Source organism: Devosia sp. LjRoot3 (genome assembly GCF_964252865.1).
Lineage (GTDB): Bacteria > Pseudomonadota > Alphaproteobacteria > Rhizobiales > Devosiaceae > Devosia.
This window is the reverse complement of sequence record NZ_CAXUPK020000001.1, coordinates 590,264-607,192: the sequence shown is the minus strand read 5'-3', so window position 1 is coordinate 607,192 and position 16,929 is coordinate 590,264. Positions and strand designations below refer to the sequence as shown.

At 62.0% G+C, this 16,929-nt stretch carries 15 protein-coding genes; 8 read left to right on the top strand and 7 right to left on the bottom strand.

Features of this window, described 5'->3' with window-relative positions; all coding sequences use genetic code 11:
- From kdpC to ACSQ2A_RS02940, 4 genes are all read right to left on the bottom strand, one after another.
- Complete coding sequence (gene kdpC / locus ACSQ2A_RS02955; RefSeq protein ID WP_295411180.1) at positions 1 to 588, bottom strand: potassium-transporting ATPase subunit KdpC; 588 nt, start codon at positions 586 to 588, stop codon at positions 1 to 3.
- A 12-nt stretch (positions 589 to 600) separates the two neighbouring features.
- Complete coding sequence (kdpB, locus tag ACSQ2A_RS02950) at positions 601 to 2,664, bottom strand: potassium-transporting ATPase subunit KdpB (protein WP_295411177.1); 2,064 nt, start codon at positions 2,662 to 2,664, stop codon at positions 601 to 603.
- Between the two features lie 11 nt (positions 2,665 to 2,675).
- Positions 2,676 to 4,385, bottom strand: a complete 1,710-nt coding sequence (gene kdpA, locus ACSQ2A_RS02945; RefSeq protein ID WP_295411175.1) for a potassium-transporting ATPase subunit KdpA — start codon at positions 4,383 to 4,385, stop codon at positions 2,676 to 2,678.
- Between the two features lie 392 nt (positions 4,386 to 4,777).
- Entirely contained in the window at positions 4,778 to 6,043 is a 1,266-nt protein-coding gene (locus ACSQ2A_RS02940) for a Glu/Leu/Phe/Val family dehydrogenase (RefSeq protein WP_295411173.1), read from the bottom strand.
- Between the two features lie 183 nt (positions 6,044 to 6,226).
- Between ACSQ2A_RS02940 and ACSQ2A_RS02935 the strand changes: the two genes are divergently transcribed.
- The 8 genes from ACSQ2A_RS02935 (at position 6,227) to ACSQ2A_RS02900 (ending at position 13,858) form a co-directional block, all read left to right on the top strand.
- The gene (locus ACSQ2A_RS02935) at positions 6,227 to 6,610 is read left to right on the top strand and encodes a nucleoside diphosphate kinase regulator (RefSeq protein WP_295411170.1); all 384 of its coding nucleotides are present in this window, start codon (positions 6,227 to 6,229) and stop codon (positions 6,608 to 6,610) included.
- A 390-nt stretch (positions 6,611 to 7,000) separates the two neighbouring features.
- Positions 7,001 to 7,486, top strand: coding sequence for a GNAT family N-acetyltransferase (locus ACSQ2A_RS02930; protein ID WP_436071014.1), 486 nt, complete (start codon positions 7,001 to 7,003; stop codon positions 7,484 to 7,486).
- 3 nt (positions 7,487 to 7,489) lie between these two features.
- Positions 7,490 to 8,512, top strand: coding sequence for a glycoside hydrolase family 3 N-terminal domain-containing protein (locus tag ACSQ2A_RS02925; protein WP_436071013.1), 1,023 nt, complete (start codon positions 7,490 to 7,492; stop codon positions 8,510 to 8,512).
- 34 nt (positions 8,513 to 8,546) lie between these two features.
- The gene (locus ACSQ2A_RS02920) at positions 8,547 to 10,202 is read left to right on the top strand and encodes an ABC transporter substrate-binding protein (protein ID WP_436071623.1); all 1,656 of its coding nucleotides are present in this window, start codon (positions 8,547 to 8,549) and stop codon (positions 10,200 to 10,202) included.
- A gap of 70 nt (positions 10,203 to 10,272) precedes the next feature.
- On the top strand, positions 10,273 to 11,250 hold the full coding sequence (locus tag ACSQ2A_RS02915) for an ABC transporter permease (protein ID WP_436071012.1): 978 nt from the start codon (positions 10,273 to 10,275) through the stop codon (positions 11,248 to 11,250).
- 3 nt (positions 11,251 to 11,253) lie between these two features.
- Complete coding sequence (locus tag ACSQ2A_RS02910) at positions 11,254 to 12,141, top strand: ABC transporter permease (protein ID WP_436071011.1); 888 nt, start codon at positions 11,254 to 11,256, stop codon at positions 12,139 to 12,141.
- On the top strand, positions 12,138 to 12,956 hold the full coding sequence (locus ACSQ2A_RS02905) for an ABC transporter ATP-binding protein (protein WP_436071010.1): 819 nt from the start codon (positions 12,138 to 12,140) through the stop codon (positions 12,954 to 12,956). Before ACSQ2A_RS02910 ends, ACSQ2A_RS02905 begins: the two co-directional genes overlap by 4 nt.
- Positions 12,953 to 13,858 carry an ABC transporter ATP-binding protein gene (locus ACSQ2A_RS02900; protein WP_436071009.1) on the top strand — a complete coding sequence of 302 codons (906 nt, stop codon included), beginning with the start codon at positions 12,953 to 12,955 and terminating at the stop codon, positions 13,856 to 13,858. Before ACSQ2A_RS02905 ends, ACSQ2A_RS02900 begins: the two co-directional genes overlap by 4 nt.
- Positions 13,859 to 14,161: 303 nt before the next feature.
- Here the strand turns inward: ACSQ2A_RS02900 and ACSQ2A_RS02895 are convergent, their stop codons facing one another.
- The 3 genes from ACSQ2A_RS02895 to ACSQ2A_RS02885 are packed head-to-tail and all read right to left on the bottom strand — an operon-like array spanning position 14,162 to position 16,718.
- Positions 14,162 to 14,947, bottom strand: coding sequence for a MetQ/NlpA family ABC transporter substrate-binding protein (locus tag ACSQ2A_RS02895; protein WP_436071008.1), 786 nt, complete (start codon positions 14,945 to 14,947; stop codon positions 14,162 to 14,164).
- Between the two features lie 27 nt (positions 14,948 to 14,974).
- Positions 14,975 to 15,649, bottom strand: coding sequence for a methionine ABC transporter permease (locus ACSQ2A_RS02890; RefSeq protein ID WP_436071007.1), 675 nt, complete (start codon positions 15,647 to 15,649; stop codon positions 14,975 to 14,977).
- Positions 15,642 to 16,718 carry a methionine ABC transporter ATP-binding protein gene (locus ACSQ2A_RS02885; RefSeq protein ID WP_436071006.1) on the bottom strand — a complete coding sequence of 359 codons (1,077 nt, stop codon included), beginning with the start codon at positions 16,716 to 16,718 and terminating at the stop codon, positions 15,642 to 15,644. The genes ACSQ2A_RS02890 and ACSQ2A_RS02885 overlap by 8 nt, the downstream gene beginning before the upstream one ends.
- Positions 16,719 to 16,929: the final 211 nt, after the last annotated feature.

The following is a 16,929-nucleotide window of genomic DNA, read 5'->3' as shown; positions in this document are numbered from 1 at the left end:
CTACTCAGCAGCAGGTTGGAGCGGATAGGCGCTGTCGAGCGCCAGGTTGGTCATCAACACATTGACCCGCGCCTGGCCGATAAAGCCCAGGAGCGGCGCCTCGGTATTGGCGGCGACAACGGCCACCACCTCAGAGGGTTCTATACCGCGGGCCTCGGCAATACGATCCACCTGCAATGCCGCAAATTCCGGCGAGATCTCGGGATCAAGACCCGAACCGGATGTGGTGACGGCGTCGGGCGGGATTGCCCCTTCCGGAGCATAGGCCCGAACGGCGGCAGCGTCCGCTGCCACGCGCTCGATGAGAACCGGATTGAGCGGGCCGAGGTTGGACCCGGACGAGCCGGCAGCGTTGTAGCCATCGCCGGCCGCGGAGGGCCGCGGCCAGAGATAGCCCGGCGAGGTCGTCACCTGGCCGATGAGTTTCGAGCCGACGACCACACCCTCTGCGTTCCGGACGAGCGAGCCTTCGGCCTGCGCGGGGAACAGCGCCCCGCCGGCCGCCGTCACGACGGCCGGATAGGCGCCGCCGAGAATGGCGGAGAACAGCAGCATGGAGACGATGGCTGGTCTTGCTTGGTTCAGCATTTTCTTTGCTCCTTATGCGAGACCGAGTGCGGTGATGGCAACGTCAATGATCTTGATGCCGATAAAGGGGGCGATGAGGCCACCGAGACCGTAGATCAGGAGGTTGCGCGACAGCAGCGCACCGGCACCCACTGCGCGATATTTCACGCCACGCAGGGCGAGGGGAATGAGCGCGACAATGATCAGGGCGTTGAAGATCACCGCCGACAGGATGGCGCTTTCCGGGCTCGTCAGGCCCATGATGTTGAGCATCTGAAGCTGGGGCAACACGACCACGAACAGCGCTGGGATGATCGCAAAGTATTTTGCGACGTCATTGGCAATGGAGAAGGTCGTCAGCGCACCGCGCGTGATGAGCATCTGCTTGCCCACTTCGACGATCTCGATGACCTTGGTGGGGTCGCTGTCGAGATCGACCATATTGCCCGCTTCACGCGCCGCCTGGGCACCCGTCTGCATGGCCACGCCAACGTCGGCCTGAGCCAGTGCCGGCGCGTCGTTGGCGCCGTCACCGCACATGGCAACCAGACGACCCTTGCCCTGTTCCTCGCGGATCAGGCGCAGCTTGTCCTCGGGCGTCGCTTCGGCGAGGAAGTCATCGACGCCGGCTTCGGCGGCAATCGCCGCTGCCGTCACCGGATTGTCGCCGGTGATCATGACCGTGCGCAGGCCCATCCGGCGGAGGTCGGCGAAGCGGGCAGCAACACCGGGCTTGACCACGTCCTTGAGATGGATGACGCCGATCAGCGTATTGCCCTCGGCAATGGCCAGCGGCGTACCGCCGCTCCGGGCGATGCGGTCCACGGCCTGCCGAAACTGAGCGGGCGCGTCACTGTCCTTCTTGCCGGTCAGTTTCAGGATCGCGTCGACCGCACCCTTGCGCCAGGTTTTTCCGTCAGTATCGAGGCCGGAAAGGCGGGTCGAAGCCGAGAACGGAATGATGGTGCTGTCGGCAGGCGCTTCGATGCTGATGCCCTTGTTACGAGCCAGTTCAATGATCGAGCGGCCTTCGGGCGTTTCGTCGCCCAGCGAGGTCATGACGGCGGCCCGGAAGGCCACCTCTTCCCTGATCCCAGGAGAGGCGATGACTTCGGTGGCCATGCGATTGCCGAAGGTGATGGTGCCGGTCTTGTCGAGCAGCAGCGTATCAACGTCACCAGCCGCTTCCACGGCGCGACCCGAGGTTGCCAGCACATTGACCTTGAGCAGGCGATCCATGCCGGCAATGCCCACGGCCGAAAGCAGGCCACCGATGGTGGTCGGGATCAGACAGACAAAGAGCGCGCCAAGCACGACGGGATCAAGCGCGATACCCGAATAGGCGGCAAAGGCCAGAAGCGTAACGACGGCAATAAGAAAGATCAGCGTCAGGCCGGCCAGCAGGACGGCAAGGGCAATCTCATTGGGCGTCTTGCGCCGATCGGCGCCTTCCACCATGGCGATCATACGATCGAGGAAGGTGGAGCCGGGGCGCGCCGTGACGCGCACCTTGATCCAGTCCGACACCACGGTGGTGCCACCGGTTACGGCCGAGCGGTCGCCACCGGATTCGCGAATAACCGGGGCGCTTTCGCCCGTAATCGCCGCCTCGTTGACCGAGGCCACGCCTTCGATGATTTCGCCGTCGACCGGAATGACGTCGCCAGCCTCGACCAGGATGATCTGGCCAAGCCCAAGTTCATGGGCAGGCGTCGGCACGATCAGTTCCTGCTTTTCATCGACGATCAGCTTGGCTTTGGTCGAGGTGCGGGTTGCACGCAGGGAATCGGCGGCGGCCTTGCCCCGACCTTCGGCGATGCTCTCGGCAAAATTGGCAAAGAGCACGGTGGCCCAGAGCCAGAGGGCGATGGCGACGGCGAAGCCGCCGTCAGCCCCGCTGCCGATGGCAATCGCGGCGGAGATCGTGGCCAGAACCGCGACGAGTTCGGTGGCCAGGATAACCGGGTTGCCGAGCAGTTTGCGCGGGTCGAGCTTGACGAAGGCGTCTCCCAGGGCGCGGGCAAGCGTCGCGGCCGTCAGGCCGCCAGCAAGCCGCGTCGAACCCCTGCCCTGTGTTTCAAAATCCATTGTAGACATGTGAGGGAACCTCAGTTTGCCGCGACCGCTTCGAGCACCTGGAAGTGCTCGACGATCGGGCCAAGGGCCAGCGCCGGGAAGTATTGCAGCGCGCCCAGAATGATGATGACGCCAACAAGAAGACCGATGAACAGCGCACCCGTCGTCGGCAGCGTGCCGGTGCTCGGGGCCAGTTTTGGCTTGGTGACGATGCTGCCGGCGATGGCGAGGACAGCCACGATCGGAATGAAGCGACCGAGGAGCATGGCAAGGCCGAGCGTCGTGTTCCACCACGGCACGTTGGCCGAGACACCACCGAAGGCGGAGCCATTATTGGCCGTGGCCGAGGTGAAGGCATAGAGCAGCTCGCTCAGGCCATGCGCTCCGGGATTGAAGAGGCTCGAGAGCCCGCCCGGCCACACCACGGTCAGGGCCGAAAGACCCAGCGTCGAGAGCGGCACGACCAGCAGAGCAACCATGGCGAACTGGATTTCGCGCGCCTCGATCTTCTTGCCCAGATATTCCGGGGTACGCCCGACCATGAGGCCGGCCACGAAGACCGAGAGCACGGCCATGACCACCATGATGGCGATGCCCGAACCGATGCCACCGGGCAGGATTTCACCCAGCATCATCAGCAGCATCGACATGCCACCACCGAGCGGCATGAGGCTGTCGTGCATGCCATTGACCGAGCCGTTGGAAGCGCCTGTCGTCTGCGCTGCCCAGGCGGCAGTGCCGGCGAGACCAAACCGGGTCTCCTTGCCTTCCATGTTGACCGGGTTTTCGATGCCCGCGGCCACGAGAGCCGGAGCCGGCTGTGCTTCGGCGACGTAGATCACCCCCGCGCCCGCGCCGAGGATCAGGATGCCGGCCGTTGCCAGAGCCCGGATTTCCTTGCGCGCAAAGGCCGAGCGGCCAAAGGCGAAGAAGGCTGCCCAGCCAAGCGTGTTGATCGCAATGGCGGTCATCAGGTTGGTCAGCGGGTTGGGGTTTTCGAACGGATGGGCCGAATTGACGTTGAAGATGCCGCCGCCATTGATGCCTAGCTGCTTGATGGCAAGCTGGCTCGCCGTCGGAGCCACCGAAATGGTCTGGCTGGCGCCATCGAGCGTCGTGGCCGATACCGAGGCCGCAAAGTTCTGGACCACGCCCAGGCCGATTAGCGCAACGGCAAGGACAAACGCCAGGGGCAGCAGCACATAGAGCGTCGTGCGCACCAGATCAGCCCAGAAATTGCCGATCCCGGTCTCGCGATTGCCGGCAAAGGCGCGCGCCAAGGCAGCAGCGATCGCCGCACCCGTCGCCGCGGACACAAAGTTCTGCGTCGTCAGGCCGACCATCTGGGTAAAGTGGCTCATGGTGGTTTCGCCACCATAGCTCTGCCAGTTGGTATTGGTGACGAAGCTGACCGCCGTGTTGAAGGCGAGGTCCGGCGAGACGCCGGCAAAGCCCTGCGGGTTGAAAGGCAGAATGCCCTGCAGGCGCAGCATGGCGTAGAGCAGGATAAAGCCAAACAGGTTGAATGCGATCAGCGAGGCACCATAGCCCACCCAGCCCTGAGACTTGTTGGGGTCGATACCGGCGACCGCGTAAAAGCCGCGCTCAATGGGCTTCAGCACCGGGTCGAGCCAGGTGCTTTCCTTGTTCCATACGCGCGACATGAAGATGCCCAAGGGCCAGCCCAAAGCCAGGGCGAGACCAAGGGTCAGGGCGATTTCCGCCCATCCTTGCCAGTTCATTTTGAATTGCTTCCGCTAGAGCGTTTTCAGGAAAAGTGGACACCACTTTTCCGTTCGAAAACGCGAAAAGATCTAGAGTTTGTCGGGCCGCAACAGGGCGATGACCATGTAGACGGCGATAGCGAGGGCGCCGAGCCCCCAGAGCCAGATCAGCATCGCGCTACACCCGGGCCAGCAGCTTCGCCAGGGCAAAAGTCAGGATAAAAAATCCCGCGCCCAGCGCCAGAAAGAAGATATCGAACATGTCGAGCCTCCATATGTGAGGCCAGAACATTCATACCCTTTCGCGTAAAGTTTCCATACGGAAGTGGTTAGGCCCGTATAAAGCCCGCATAAAGAAAAGGCGCCGCTGATCCCTCAGCGACGCCCCGATTTTTCTCAACTTGACCGGACTAGCCGGCGAAGAACGGCTGCGTGCCGTGGGCTTCGATGGCATTGGCGAGGCGCCCGAGCGCGTGGATGTAAGCGGCAGAACGCGCCGACACCTTGCGAGACTGCGCAATGTCCCAGACCGCACGGCCTTCGCGCTCGACGATCTTCAAGAGGCGCGCGTGGATCTCTTCGAGGTCCCAATAGTAGCCCTGACGGTTCTGCACCCATTCGAAATAGGACACAGTGACACCACCGGCATTGGCCAGAATATCGGGGAGGACGATGACGCCCTTGTCGTTGAGGATCTTGTCGGCGTCGGGGGTAACCGGACCATTGGCCAGCTCAAGCACAACCTTGGCCTTGATCGACCCGGCATTATCCTTGGTGATCATGTCTTCGAGCGCCGCCGGCACAAAGAGATCGGCTTCCACCGCCAGGAGGTCATCGGGCGAAATGACATGAGCGCCGAGTTCAGAGGCCATGTCGGCCACGCGACGACCGGCATTTTTGCCCGCAATCAGCTTTTCCACATCAAGCCCACCCGGACGATGGATCGCCCCGGTCGAGTCCGAAACCGCAATCACCGAATTGCCGTCAGCTGCAGTCAGCCGCGCATAATACTGCCCGGCATTGCCAAAGCCCTGGATGGCAACCGTGTGGTCCTTGTCGAGACCGAGTTCGGTCGCCAGGTGCCGCACGAGGTAGAAGCCACCGCGCGCCGTCGCATCATTGCGGCCGAGCGAACCGCCCAGCGCAATCGGCTTGCCGGTGATCACGGCCGGAGAAACCTCGCCGGTGATCTGGTTATACTCGTCCGACATCCAGCCCATGATCATGGCGTTGGTGTAGACGTCCGGCGCGGGGATATCGCGATCAGGCCCGATGATATTGGCAAAGGCCTGCACATAGGCGCGCGACAGGCGCTCAAGCTCGGACTTGGACAGCTGATGCGGATCGACCCGCACCGCGCCCTTGCCACCGCCATAGGGCAGGTTCATCACGGCGCACTTGAAGGTCATCCAGAAGGCGAGCGTTTCCACTTCCTCGACGGTCGAGTCGGGGTGGAAGCGGATACCGCCCTTGGTCGGGCCGCGCGTATCGTCATAGCGGCAGCGCCAGGCGAGGAAAGACTTGCGCGAGCCATCATCCATGCGGATCAGAAGGCGCGTCTTGGTGGTTTCGCGCGGATATTTGAGTTTCTCGATGACATCCTGATCGATCTTGAGGTGGTTGGCGGCCTCTTCGAGACGGATAAGGGCGCGATCTAGCAGGGTGTCGTCGGACATCATTGTTCCTTGCGATCATGAAATGTGCATCATGCATAAAAATGCGGCACCAAACTTCCATATCAGAATGCTTAGGTCAATAATCCTGACGCTTGTTGACCAGAATATATTCTGACCGCCTATTGACTGTGCATTTCCACGGTCGGAATATCCCTAAACCTCGCTTTCCCCGGTCCGACCACCGTGTTTCCTTCGCTTCCCCTGCCCGAAATCCTCATCAATTCAGATGATTACAACCGCGTCATGGTCCTGGCCGAGCGTTCGTTCGAGTCGATGCCTTATGTCTCGGCCTATCTCGAACGCGAATTGAAGCGGGCGGCGGTCTGCGACCCATGGGATCCGGCCGGCGTCTCGATGGGCCAGCGTGTGATGTTCCGGCTGGATGACGAGGGCCAGGTCCGCCTTGGCCGCCTGACCTATCCCAATCGCCCCTTCGGCGAGCGCGGCAATGTGCCCATTCTCGGCCCCGTCGGCGCCGCACTCATCGGCATGCGCAAGAACTCGTCCATCGAATGGCTGGACGACGGCCGCATCCGTACGCTCACCGTGCTCGACTACGGCTGGTAACACCGACCTCGTATTGGAATATTGCATTCCAACGATCCACGCATCTCGAATAGAATATTACTTTTCACGCCGTTCGGTCGCTTGCTACCGGCGAGCATGGCTTTGTGTCCTCATCGCCATGAAGATCATAAGACCCAAAATTTTCCGCAGAGATTCTGCCTAAATATGCGCCACCGCTGGGCTTATTCGCCGGCATGGCCGGCGTCCTTCCACAGCCTGATCACGATCGGAATAGAATATTCCTTCGATCGTTGACACTTGGAATATTCGCTCCTAGCATCCCCTTGCAACGATGCCATATGGCGCGTGGAGGCACCCCATAGGGAGAGCCTCAATCCCGCGCCCTGGCCGCGTTGCGCGAGACTTCGCCGATGGGAGCGGCGCACTTTTATGGACCTGCTCGTCAACCTCTATAGCCGCAAGCTCGACGAACTCCGGACCCGCGTCCAGGATGTCGAAGCGACCATTCGCGTCGCCCTGCCGCCCGAGCAGCACATCATCAAAGACTGGGTCCGCAGCCATTTTTCCGAATATTGGGTCAGCGAAGTCAGCGCCGCCATGGCGCATCAGCCGCCCGGTTGCCTCATCGCCACGGTCGATGGCCAGCTCGTTGGCTTTGCCTGCTATGACGCGACGGCCCGTGGCTTTTTCGGCCCCACCGGCGTTTCCGAAGACCAGCGCGGCAAGAATATTGGCCTCGCGCTCTTCTACCACACGCTCGCTGCCATGAAGGCGCATGGTTATGCCTATGCCGTCATTGGTTCAGCGGGCCCCGTCGATTTCTACGTCAAGGCGGCCGGCGCCATGCCCATCCCGTCGGACAAGGAAGACATCTATCAGGGCCTGCTGCGTATCAAGAAGCCCGAGGCAAACTAGACCATGACCACGACGCCCCTCGCCCTTTTCGTCGGCATGCCGGGATATGAGCTCTCGGCCAACGAGATCGCCTTCTTCCGCGAGACCAATCCCTTCGGCCTCTTCCTCTTCAAGCGCAATCTCGACAATCCCGAGCAGATCAAGCGCCTCGTCCACCAGTTCAAGGAGGCCGTCGGCCGCGACGACGCCCCGGTCTATATCGACCAGGAAGGCGGCCGCGTGCAGCGCCTCGACAATGGCAATTGGCCGCTGTTCCGCAGCCTTGGCCAATTCGGCGCCCTCGCCCGCAAGGATCTCGAAACCGGCAAGCGCGCCATGCGCCTCTCGACGCTCGCCATGGGCTCGATGATGTCAGAACTCGGCCTTGGCAGCGGCACGACCCCCGTCGTCGATCTCGCCCGCAAGGGCACGCATGACGTCATCGGCCAGCGCTCCTTTGGCGACGATCCAGATCTGGTCACCGCCATGGGCCGCGTCGTCATTGATGCCATGCTCGAAGTCGGCTCCATGCCGATCATGAAGCACATTCCCGGCTATGGCCGCGTCACCGTCGATCCGCATTTCGATTGTCCGGTGGTCGATGCCGAAGTCGACGACCTGCGCCAAACCGATTTCCGCCCCTTCATCGCGCTCAAGGATTCCCCCTGGGCCATGGTGGCGCATCTGGTCTTCACCCAGATCGACAAGGACCGCCCCGCCTCCGTTTCGCCCGCCGTCTGCGATCTGATCCGTCGCGACATCGGCTACGACGGCGTTCTTATAACCGATTGCCTCACCATGGAGGCGCTCAAGGGAACCTGGCCGGAGCGCGTGCGCGCTGCGCTCGATGCCGGTTACGACATTGCCCTGCATAGCCAGGGCGATCTCAACGCCAGCGAGGCGGCAGCCAAGGCGGCAGGTCCGCTCACCGCCGAAAGCCTCGCGCGTATCGACCGGGCCCAGTCACGGCTCGGCAAGTCTCGTGTGGACGTGAGGGCGCTCCATGCCGAGGTGGAAGACATTTTCAGGGAGAACGGACTTGCCTGAGGCAGGGCCGTATTCAAAGGAGAGACGTATAATGCTGAAAACTACGCTGATCGCGGCCGTTTCGGTTGCGACTCTGGCCATGGCGGTACCCGCCAGCGCCCAGAACGTGCTGACCCTAAGCTCGGAACAGACCACGACCTTCGTGCGCAATTTCAACCCGTTCGGGCAGACCTCGGCGCGCTACACCACGCTCGATTTCATGTACGAGCCGCTGGTCGTGTTCAACCGCCTCAAGGGCAACGAACCCAATTTCCGCCTCGCCGAGAGCTATGAGCTGGCCGACGATCTCAAGTCGATCACCTTCGTGCTGCGCGATGGCCTGAAATGGTCCGATGGCGAAGCCCTGACCGCAGACGATGTCGTCTTCACCTATGACTACATCAAGAAATTCCCGGCGCTCGACTTCATCTCGGTTTCGGCCCAGCTCGCGTCGGTCGAAAAGGTCGATGACCGCACGGTCAAGTTCAACCTCAACGAACCCAATTCGCTGATCGCCAATACTATTGTCGGCATGCCGATCGTGCCTGAGCACATCTGGGCGGACATTGCCGACCCCGTGACCTTCGCCAACGAAAACCCGGTCGGCTCCGGCCCGATGACGGAGATCACGCGCTTCACCCCGCAGGTCTACGAACAGTGCCGCAACCCCAACTATTGGGACGCCGAAAACCTTGCCGTCGACTGCCTGCGCATGCCGCAGCTGGCCGACAATCCGCAGGTTCTCGCCGCCCTTGCCGATGGCACGCTGGATTGGGCCACGAGCTTCATCCCCGACATCGACAACACCTTCGTCGCCAAGGACCCCGAGCACCACAAGTACTGGTTCACCCCCTCGAGCCTCGTCTCGTTCCAGGTCAGCCAGATCACGCCCGACGAGAACAACCGCAAGGCGTTCACCGATGTGAACTTCCGCCGCGCACTCTCCATGCTCATCGACCGCCAGACCATCGTCGACATCGCCGGCTATGGCTATCCGCTGGTCAATGAAGACCCGGCAAGCCTTGGCGAACTCTACAAGGCCTTCGCCAATCCGGCGGTCGAAACCGAGTTCGGCCAGTACGGCAAGTTCGACCTCGAAGCCGCCGTGGCCCTGCTCGATGAGTCCGGCTATGTCGACGCCGACAGCGACGGCTTCCGCGACAATCCAGATGGCACCCCGATCGCCATCGACATCATGGTGCCAAATGGCTGGACCGACTGGATCGATGCTGTCCAGATTTCCATCGAAAGCCTCACCGAAGCTGGCCTCAACGTAAAAATGTCGACGCCGGAAGCTGCGGTCTGGACCCAGAACCTGATCGACGGCACCTATTCCATGACGCTCAACGCCCTGGCGTCGGCGGCTAACCCCTACTTCCCGTATATCCGCTCGTTCAACCCGGGCGATTTCGGCAAGAGCCGCTTCACCGCGCCGCACTGGGAAAATGCCGAGGTTATGACCCTGCTTGACCAGTACACCCAGTCCAAGGACCCGGCAGAGCAGAAGTCGCTCATGGACCAGCTCCAGTTGATCGTGGCCGAAGCCATGCCGATCATCCCGGTCTACAACAGCCCGTCCTTCTACGAATACAATACCAGCCGCTTCACCGGCTGGGCCGACGCCGAGAACCCCAAGTACTCGCCCGTCGTTTCCAACGCCAACCCGGCCCGCCTGCTGCAGCTGCTCGATCTCGATCCAGTCGCTCAGTAATCGTGCCAAAGGCGGGAGCGTTACCCTTGCGCTCCCGCCGACTACCCCGCCTCAGGGAGAAAACCCACCCATGACCTTCCTGCTCCGGCGTCTCGCCTTCTACCTTGCGGCCTTCATCGCCGCGGCCACCGTCAATTTCTTCCTGCCGCGTCTGATGCCGGGTGATCCCATCCAGATCATGTTCGCCAGCGCCGGCTCGGAGCTCTCCCTCGAAAATCTCAACGCCCTGAAGCTCACCTTCGGCTTCATCGACGCGCCCATCGGCGAGCAATATCTGCGCTACCTGCAGAGCGTCTTCACCGGCGACCTCGGCCGCTCGATCAAGTATTTCCCCCTGCCCGTCACCGAGCTTCTGGGCCGCGCCCTCGTCTGGACCCTCGGCCTTGTCGGCATCGCGACGCTCTTCAGCTTCGCCCTCGGCACCTTCCTTGGCGTCATGGCCGCCTGGCGCCGCGGCACGATCTTCGACTCCATCGTCTCGCTCACCGCGATCTTTTCAAGCTCCGTCCCCGCCGTCGTCGTCTCGCTGATCATGCTCTTCCTTTTCGGCTACACGCTCGGCTGGTTCCCCAATGGCTATGCCGCCGATCCGCTGCTCGATCCGGGTTTCAACTGGACCTACATTTCGAGCGTCATCCATCACGGCACCCTCCCCATGCTGACGATGGTCATCGTGCTCACGGGCGGCTTCGCCGTCACCATGCGCAACAACATGATCAACCTGCTGGGCGAGGACTACATCGTCATGGGCCGCGCCAAGGGCCTGGCCGATAGTCGCGTCATGCTCTGGTATGCCGCCCGCAATGCCCTGCTGCCGACCGTCTCGAGCCTTGCCATCGCGCTTGGCACTGTGCTCGGCGGCTCGCTCGTCACAGAAGTGGTGTTCAACTATCCCGGCCTCGGCAACACGCTCTACCAGGCCATCATCGCCCGCGACTACCCGGTCATCCAGGGTCAACTCCTGATCATGACCGCCGCCATGCTCATCGCCAATTTCGCCGTCGATCTCAGCTATGTGCTGCTCGACCCCCGTTTGAAGAAGGCTTGAGCGATGACGCTTTTCCGCCAGTTGCTCGGCAACAAGAAGGCCATGGTGGGTCTCACCATTCTTCTTCTCATCATCCTCGTCGCCATTTTCGCGCCTTTCCTCACCGAATATAGCCCGGTGAAGCGCGTCGGGCGTCCGCATCAGGCTCCCTCATGGGAGCATTGGCTGGGCACGACCCGTCTCGGCCACGACGTCTTTGCGCGCCTCGTCTATGGCGCCCGCGTCTCGCTCGCCGTCGGGTTCGGCGCCGGCCTTGCCATCACCATCATCGGCACCGTCCTCGGCATCATTGCCGGCTACAAGGGCGGGGTCATAGACGAGGTCATCAACTTCTTCACCAATATGGTGCTGGTCGTTCCAAACCTGCCACTCCTCCTCGTCCTCGCCGCCTTTGTCGGTCAGGCAAGCCCGCTGGTGATCGCCGTCATTCTCGGCCTCACCTCCTGGGCCTGGGGCGTGCGCGTCACCCGCTCGGAAACGCTCTCCATCCGCCAGCGCGACTACGTCAAATCCGCCGAAATGCTGGGCGAGCCAAGCTGGCGCATCATGGCTTTCGAGATTTTCCCGAACCTGATTTCCATCGTCGGCATCAATTTCATCGGCAGCGTCATCTTCGCCGTCATCACCGAAGCAACCCTCGAATTCCTCGGCCTCGGTGATCCCAACACCGTCTCCTGGGGCATCATGCTCTACAATGCCCAGAACGCATCGGCCCTTTCGGTCGGCGCCTGGTGGGACCTCCTCGCCCCATGCGTTGCCCTCGCCGTCCTCGGCCTTGGCCTTGCGCTCATCAACTTCGCCATCGACGAAATCGCCAATCCGCGCCTTCGCACTGGCGGCATGCTCAATCGCTGGACCCGCATGGTCCGCATCGGAGAGGGCAAGCTATGAACGATCCCGTCCTCTCCATCCGCAATCTCAACATCGACTATATCGGCGCCGAAAAAGACTTCCACGCCGTCAAGGATGTCTCCTTCGACATCGCGCCGGGCGAGTTCTTCGGCCTTGCCGGCGAGTCCGGTTGCGGCAAGTCGACCATCGCCTTCGCCGTCAGCCGCCTCCATCGCCCCCCTGCCCTCATCCGCAAGGGCAGCCAGATCCTGGTCGGTGGCCGCGACGTCTTGGCACTCGATGACAATGAGTTGCGCAGCTTCCGCTGGCGCGAAGTCGCCATGGTGTTCCAGAGCGCCATGAACTCGCTCAATCCAGTGCTCACCATCGAGACGCAGTTCTATGACGTCCTCAAAGCCCACACCCGCATCAGCCGTGCCGAAGCCCGCGAGCGTGCCGCCGAACTGCTAAAGCTCGTCGACATCTCGCCCGACCGCCTGACATCCTATCCGCACCAGTGCTCGGGCGGCATGCGCCAGCGCATCGTCATCGCCATCTGCCTCGCGCTCAATCCAAAACTGCTCATCATGGACGAACCCACCACCGCCCTCGACGTGGTCGTGCAGCGCGAAATCCTGCAGCGCATCGACGTGCTCAGGAAAGAACTCGGCTTCTCCGTGCTCTTCATCACCCATGATCTCGGCCTCATGGTGCAGGTCAGCGACCGCATCGGCATCATGCTCGAAGGCGAGTTGGTCGAGGTCAACGACGCCCAGACCATCTACCGCACGCCGCAGCACGCCTACACAAAACGCCTCTGGGCCTCGATGCCAAAACTGCATGGCGAACAGATCCGCGAGGGAGCCCAGTCATGAGCGACGCCATCCTCGCCCTCGACAATGTCAGCAAAACCTTCGGCCGCGCCGACAAGCCGGTCTATGCTGCCCGCTCGGTCTCCTTCGGCCTCCATCCCGGCCGCACCTTGGCGCTGGTCGGGGAATCCGGCTCCGGCAAGACCACTGCGGCCCGCCTCATCATGCGCGAATATACGCCCGACGAAGGCCAGTTGCTCTTCCGCGGCACACCCCTCGGCAAGGCCAGTGCCAAGGCATTGAAAGCCTATCGCGCCTCGGTGCAGATGGTGTTCCAGGACCCCTTCGCGGCCCTCAACCCCACCCACACGATCCGCTACCACCTCGAACGCCCGCTGCGCCTCCATCAGCCAAAACTGAACGCCAAGGAGCGCACCGCCGCCATCGAGGAACTGCTCACACGGGTCAAACTCGATCCGGCGCTCTTGATGCCAAAATACCCGCACGAACTCTCGGGCGGCCAGCGCCAGCGCATCAGCATCGCCCGCGCGCTTGCGGTCAATCCGCAGGTCATCGTCGCCGACGAGCCGACCTCGATGCTCGACGTTTCCGTGCGCCTCGGCATCCTCAACCTGCTCGATGACATGAAGGCCCAACTGGGCCTAGCGCTCCTCTACATCACCCACGACATCGCCACGGCGCGCTATGTCGCCGAGGACATCATGGTGATGTATGCTGGCCAGATCGTCGAATGGGGTGACACCGAGAGCGTACTGACCAACCCTCAGCACCCCTATACGCGGCTTCTGCTGTCCGCCGTGCCCGACCCGGATCGCCGCTTCTCGGACACGCGCTTTTCCGAAGAACTCAACCGCATCGAGTTCATCCGCCGCCAATCGGCCCTGCCGCAGGCAGAGACGCGGGAAGTGGCAAACAACCACTTCATCCGGCCAATGCCGGAGTGATGTTTCTGTAGTCCTCTGCCCCACAATCACCCCCTCCCATCCTCCCCCATCAAGGGGGAGGTGCAGACCGAGTGTGTGGCAGAAGGCAGTTCAAAACCACCACCCCTTCACCTCCCCCTTGATGGGGGAGGCCGGGAGGGGGTGGAGCCGCAAGCTCCGTCGCTCCATCAAAAACAAAAAATCCCCGCTTTCGCGGGGATTAACTGCCCTCTACCCCATCGTCACCACCGGGCTTGTCCCGGTGGTCCATGCGACGGCGAGATGGATTGCCGGGACAAGCCCGGCAATGACGGCGACGAGTGATTACCAGCTCGCCAGCACAGCGCCGTTAAACGTCGTCTCAACAAACGTGCGGATTTCGTCCGAGTGGTAGGCCTCAACCAGAGCCTTCACCCAAGGCTGATCCTTGTCTTCGGAGCGAACGGCAATCACGTTCACATACGGACCCTTCGGGCTTTCGCGCAGGATCGGGTCGTTGACCGGATCAAGGCCCGCCTGTTCGGCATAATTGGTGTTGATGCCGGCAGCATCGACGTCGGGCAGCACACGCGGCAACTGGGCAGCGTCGACTTCGAGGATCTCAAAATTCTTCGGGTTGCCGATGATGTCAGCAACGCTGGCAGCGGTGCCCACGCCTTCGGTCAGGTCGAGCAGGCCATTGTCTTCGAGCAGCAGCAGCACGCGACCGCCATTGGTCGGATCGTTCGGAATGCCGATCTTGGCGCCATCGGGCAGGTCGGCAATGTTCTCGAACTTGTCCGAGTAGATGCCGATGGGGAAGTTCACGGTCGTCGCCACGGACTCGATGGCATAGCCACGATCCCTAACCTGGTTGTCGAGGTAAGGCTGGTGCTGGAACGAATTGGCGTTGAGTTCGCCCGAAGCCAGAGCCTCGTTCGGAAGGACATAGTCCGAGAATTCGAGGATTTCGAGATCGATACCCTGGGCCGCCAGGATCGGCTTCACGGCTTCGAGGATCTGCGCGTGCGGGCCGGGGGTGGCGCCGATCTTGATGGTTTCGGCATAGGCCGGCGCCGCGATCAGGCTGAGGCCAAGGGCCACACCGGCAATGACAGTCTTGAACGACATGGGAAAAATCCTTTCGAGGGAGGGGAGCTAATGACGCGAACGCTTGTCGAAGCGTCGCGCAAGGGAATCGCCAAGGCTCTGCACGCCTTGGACGAGAACGATCAGAACCAGCACCACGGCCAACATCACGTCGGGCATGAAGCGCTGATAACCGAAACGAATACCGAGATCGCCGAGACCGCCGCCGCCGACAGCCCCCACCATGGCCGAGTAGCCGATGAGGCTCACCACAGTCAGCGTCAGCGCCAGCGTGATGGCCGGCAGCGCCTCGGGCAGCAGCACTTTCTGCACGATCTGCAAGGGGCTTGCGCCCATCGACCGTGCCGCCTCGATCAACCCCTGATCGACGCCACGAATGGCCGCCTCGATCACGCGGGCAATGAACGGCGCCGCCGCAATGGTCAGCGGCACGATGGCCGCGCTGGTGCCGATGGAGGTCCCGGCAATCAACCGCGTCAGCGGAATGATGGCAACGACGAGAATGATGAACGGCGTCGAGCGCGCCGCATTGACGATCAGCCCAAGCACGGCATTGACCGCCGGCGCCGCAAACAATTCACCGCGCTGGCTGGTCGCCAGGAACACGCCGAGCGGCAGGCCGATCAGCGTGCCGATAAAGCCGGCAATGCCGACCATGTAGAGCGTCTGCACGAAGGAATCGACGAGCAGCTTCAGGATCTGGGGCGAGAAAACTTCAGGCATAGCCGAGCACCTCCGTTTCGAGACCCAGTTCCTTGGAGGTCACCAAAAGGGCGGGCAATTTGGCCACGTCCGGCAGGCTCACCACCAGCGTGCCGAAGGGCCGGCCGGAAATGTGGTCCACCTTGGCCTGCACGATGCCGAGATCGACATCGAGTTTTCGCGTCAGCACGGAAAGCCACGGCTGCGCCGCGCCCTCTCCCTTGAACACCAGCTGCACCAGCGCTTCCTTGCCAGCTTCGGGCGCGACAGTCAGGCGCTTGGCCAGATGCTCGGGCAATTGCGTACCGGTAATGCTGGCGACGAAATTGCGCGTCGTCGCATGCTGCGGCCCGGTGAACACATCATAGGTCGCGCCCTCTTCGACGATGCGACCTTCGTCAATCACCGCCACCCGATCGGCGACGCCCTTGATCACCGACATTTCGTGGGTGATCAGCAGCACGGTCACGCCGAGATCGACATTGACCTGCCGGAGCAGCGCCAGAATCTGTTCCGTCGTTTCCGGATCGAGCGCCGAAGTCGCCTCGTCCGAGAGCAGTACCTTTGGATTGGTCGCGAGCGCCCGCGCAATGCCGACGCGCTGCTTCTGCCCACCCGAGAGTTCGGCGGGATAGCGATCGACCTTGTCCGACAGGCCCACCAGATCAAGCAGCGGCAACACGCGCTTGCGGATTTCGGCTTTCGATACGCCAGCAATTTCCAGCGGCAGCGCCACATTGCCAAAGGCCGTGCGCCGCGCCAGCAGGTTAAAGTGCTGGAAAATCATGCCAATCGAGCGACGTTCCTGACGCAGTGCCCGTTCTTCCAGTGCCGAAATCTCGACACCATCGACCCGAACCGAGCCGGAACTGGGCAGTTCCAGCCCGTTGACCAGGCGGATCAGCGTCGATTTGCCGGCGCCCGAACGGCCGATAACGCCAAGAATGGCGCCCCGCGGCACGTCGAGATTGATTTCATGAAGTGCAGTAACGGGCGCATTGGCACCGCGTGCCGCAAAGGTCTTTTCGACCCCGCGCAGTTGGATAATGGCTTCACTCGAAGCCGCGCCGCTGGAGATGTGATCGGTCAATTTCAGTCCGTTAAATGACGACGGAATTAGTCGGCATTTACACCAAAAAAGTCGAGGGAGACACTTCCAAACAATGGACGATATCCGGGTTTTTCGTCCACCGGTTCCGGCTTGAGCGCAAAATCCGGTTTTTCGTGGGCCACCCCACTGTGTCATTCCCGCGAAAGCGGGAATCCCTGTTCCAGAAACGGAGATCCCCGCTTTCGCGGGG